Annotated in this window: 4 protein-coding genes; 2 read left to right on the top strand and 2 right to left on the bottom strand. The window is 34.5% G+C overall.

Annotated elements, in window-relative coordinates; genetic code table 11:
- Nucleotides 1–143: transposase (locus GVK91_RS27860; protein WP_159732609.1), on the top strand; the 143-nt coding region annotated here is incomplete at its 5' end.
- Nucleotides 144–178: 35 nt separating this feature from the next.
- Nucleotides 179–784 (top strand): hypothetical protein, encoded by a 606-nt coding sequence (locus GVK91_RS27055; protein WP_159732717.1) that lies wholly within the window; start codon nt 179–181, stop codon nt 782–784.
- Between the two features lie 182 nt (nt 785–966).
- Here GVK91_RS27055 and GVK91_RS27050 read toward each other — a convergent pair whose 3' ends face one another.
- Both GVK91_RS27050 and GVK91_RS27045 read right to left on the bottom strand, forming a co-directional pair.
- The gene (locus GVK91_RS27050) at nt 967–1,578 is read right to left on the bottom strand and encodes a hypothetical protein (RefSeq protein ID WP_153845613.1); all 612 of its coding nucleotides are present in this window, start codon (nt 1,576–1,578) and stop codon (nt 967–969) included.
- 137 nt (nt 1,579–1,715) lie between these two features.
- Nucleotides 1,716–3,149 (bottom strand): two-component regulator propeller domain-containing protein, encoded by a 1,434-nt coding sequence (locus GVK91_RS27045; protein ID WP_200845721.1) that lies wholly within the window; start codon nt 3,147–3,149, stop codon nt 1,716–1,718.
- Nucleotides 3,150–3,357: the final 208 nt, after the last annotated feature.

Here is a 3,357-nt window from a genome sequence, read left to right as displayed (position 1 = left end):
CAGTTAATAATGCTGTCATAACATCCATAAGCAATGGTCAAGTTGAAGGCCAGGTAAACCGAATAAAAAACATCAAAAGGAAAATGTATGGGAAGGCAGGCTTTGAGTTATTAAGAAAAATGGTTCTCGCTAAATCAGCCTAATTCACCAAAATTGATGAAGAACCCATCCGACCGAAATGACTGGCACAAATCAAACCGTAATATCCACAAATGAAAAAGTCACGGCAAGGCCAGTTGAAGCTGTAGCAAATGAAGTTCTATCCAAGCAGATTGATAGTCGATGGTTGCTTGATAACTACTACTATCGTATCCATGGGGGTATAACTTCATTATTTAACGAAGCTGATTTGAGTAAGTACAATTTCAATATAGACAGTTTAGGGTTTAAGGACGAAACTGAAAGGGCAATCTTCTTTTTAAATATGATGGATGCTTTGGTTGGATCACGCTTCAAAGTTCTACAGATGATGAAAAACAACAAAAAAATACTTGAGTTTTGCGACAAACTTCCAAAGTTTAATGGCAAAGAATATTTTTACTTTAAAAACTTTGACTACGCAGACTTTGAATGGATTGGATACGATAAAACAGTAGCATACAATGAATGGCATATTGGTGGTTTTTACAGTACATTGATTGCACAATTCAGTGCATTTGCTGAATTACAGGACAAGAAAAGGATGCAGGAAATTTATTTCAATTCTATTTTACACGAACCAAAATATTTTAAGTTCACGCAATCAAAAGATGAGTTACAATCATTCTATGACAAATCCAAGTAACTGACTATTCTGACAGGCAGTCCACTTTGAAAACGTTCGAGCGGCGAAATAGTCCAACTTTTCCTCTGGTTTGTAATGAAAAGCCGTCTCACTTGAGGCGTCGCCATTATCTGAATTGTTGACACCTTTGAATATTCGATTGTGATAGTTCATTTCTGGATGTTTCCATTAGATTCGACTTTCTAATTTTGTTTATCTTTCCAGTAGTAAGTCAACCTGATTCGATGCGTATTGTCCGAGAAAATTAAATCCAGCTGAGCATGTAGATCCATATTATCCCAAACTGTTTCGCGGGTTAAATAAGTGCTTGAATCCCATGGTGATTTGACACTTTTGGGTTCTTGATCATCAGAGTTTGCTAGACCAAATATTTGGATCATGTTCTTTTTTATTCGCTCGTATTCCTTATTGTAGATGTCAAGTTTTTTATTCTCCTCTTTCCAACCCTTAGCAAGCTTCTGCATTGATTTATTATACCTGTTTACTTCCCAGTTGCAAGAAACTATTCTGAGTAATGAGTCTTTTTCTGAAAAAAAATATTCAACAGACAATGCCAAATAATCTACCGCTGATCGTTCTACGACTACTGGGGTTTGGAGAGGATACTTTTCCAGGTAAGGATAGTAATCAGATGACATGAAAATATTTTGATTTAAAAATTTCGGGTCTGGATTGAGTTGTGATTCGAATTTCATCGCATCATTTACCTTGGTTTGTTTTACCCAAAGTTTTTCTTGACCAAATGTGATACCACTTAGGGTAATTAGAAATAAAAGGATTGTTACTCTTTTCATAATTTCTATCTTAAATTTTTTATTTCTCCCAGAAGTCTGTTCTTTTTATTAATGACTTGATTCAAACTATCTTTTTGTAAAGGATGTGCATTGTGATGTTTAGATACTGTTTAGGGGCACCTTATTATCAGGAGTATTTATTGTTTTCTCTCAATTTTTACTAATCCTTGTCGTGTCGCTAGATACAAGTTCCCATTCATATCAAAAGTCATTGTTGAAATGTATGAAGTTGGAATATCAGAGTTCTCATTGTGATAATTTTCCCAGCCATCTTTTAAGTCATATCTTACTAAGCCGGCTCTGTCAGTCGAAATCCAAAGGATCTTTTCATTTTTGTCGTAAAGAACACAATTTGCATGGTTAAAAGGCATTCCTGAATTTTCGGTCGTAAATTGTTTGAAAGTTCCGTCTGGGTATCTAATTGCAATTCCTTCATCATTGTTTACTTTTCCTTTCACTTTTCCGTCAAACTCGAAAAGCGTAAAAAAAAGATTACCATTTTCGTCTTCGTCCATTGAAGTAATACATTTTCCTTTCAAAATGGTGTTTGTGTTTTCAAAGTTAGTTACCTGATTATTTTCGTCAATTATAGCTGTACCACTATAGGTTCCAATCCAAATTCTGTTTTTTGAATCTCTCTTTGCGAAATATACCCTGTTTGATGGCAGGTCTTTGAGTTTACTTTTATTTAGATTCGTCCATTTTCGATCTTTGTAAATTGTCAAGCCTTCGTCAGAGCAGAAAAATACTTCCCCAGTCTTTTGATTATTTACAATTTCATAGGCTCCATCTATTCCAATAGCTGTTGAGTCATACTTTGTCCATTTTACATTGTCAAAACTGTAAATATTTTTAGTGCCATAAACCCACTTCACATTTTCATTATCTGTTGTTAATGCATAATAGGAAAAGAATTTCCCTTTGTCAGTAATATCTTGTTCTGCATTTTTGAATTCTTTTCCGTCAAAAGTTACTAATCCTTCATCAAAAGTCAGCCAAACAAGTCCATTTTTGTCAATTGTGATATGGTCGTTCATATTGTTTGGAAGATTTGAGTTACTAGAGTTCCAAACTGTCATTTTGTAATTTTTTAAACTTCCGTTTTTGTACACGTAGGTTTTATTGTATATCTCTGGGCTACTTGGTGTATCAAATGAGTTATTAAAAATCTTCATATCAATCCGCTCAATCTGTCCCGAAATTTTGTTGTTGTTTATTGCAAAAATTAAGTTGATGGACGACTTTTCTACAGCCTTTCCACCTGTTATTGCCGGTGTCCATTTGTCGAATTTGTTAAGTTCTTCAATAATTTTCAATGAAATGGGATTGTTTGATTGGTCAGTATGACTTAATACACAAGCGTGACCTGTTGCGTCAACAAGAACCTGAAATTTTACAGCACCTTTTATTCCTTGTAAGTTCAATTCCTTGTTCAGTTTGTCTTGTAATTTTGTGAACTCATTTTGTTCATAACCTGCTTTTATATCTCCACAGTCAAGGCAAAACTTTTCAGCCTTACAATTTTCGAGTTTTACAGGGAATAAGTTTTGTGCGTTTGCTTGAATTGCCAAACCTGCAAAAAGGATAAAAAGCGTTTTCCTCATTTATTTTGTTTATTTATCTATTGAAGAGTGTCCATTTAATATTGCTTTTAAAGCTGTCCGCGTAGCTATGGCTTAAGTTACGGGGCTTGGCGTCAGTGGCGGAAATTGAAGCGAAAAGTTTCAATTTAGCGACAGGTTAAGCAAAGGCCAACTAATGGCATAAATTTAAGAAAAA

The sequence above is a fragment of the Sphingobacterium sp. 18053 genome, from assembly GCF_902706145.1.
GTDB classification, from domain to species: Bacteria; Bacteroidota; Bacteroidia; order Sphingobacteriales; family Sphingobacteriaceae; genus Sphingobacterium; species Sphingobacterium paramultivorum.
This window is presented reverse-complemented; position numbering and strand designations above follow the sequence as displayed.